Annotated in this window: 1 pseudogene; it reads left to right on the top strand. The window is 62.0% G+C overall.

Features of this window, described 5'->3' with window-relative positions:
- Positions 1 to 82: 82 nt before the first annotated feature.
- Positions 83 to 216: pseudogene (locus DIE15_RS36775) on the top strand (electron transfer flavoprotein subunit alpha/FixB family protein); the annotation flags it as partial.

Raw genomic sequence — 216 nt, 5'->3', positions numbered from 1 at the left:
GGCGTGAAGGTGCCGGACGTGAAGACGCTGGTCGAGAAGCTGAAGACCGAAGCCAAGGTGCTGTAAGAGGGAGCGCAAAGAAATGACGATTCTGGTGATTGCAGAGTGCGACGCCCCGAAGGAAGCCCCCTTGGGGGGCAACGCGTCGATCAAGGCCGCGACGCTGAACACGGTGGCAGCGGCGGCGAAGATTGGCGGTGACATCCACGTGCTGGT

Origin of the sequence: Burkholderia sp. Bp9031 (assembly GCF_003857965.1) — a bacterium.
Classification (GTDB): domain Bacteria; phylum Pseudomonadota; class Gammaproteobacteria; order Burkholderiales; family Burkholderiaceae; genus Burkholderia; species Burkholderia ambifaria_A.
The sequence above is the reverse complement of the archived record's forward strand: the minus strand, read 5'-3'. Positions and strand labels throughout refer to the sequence as shown.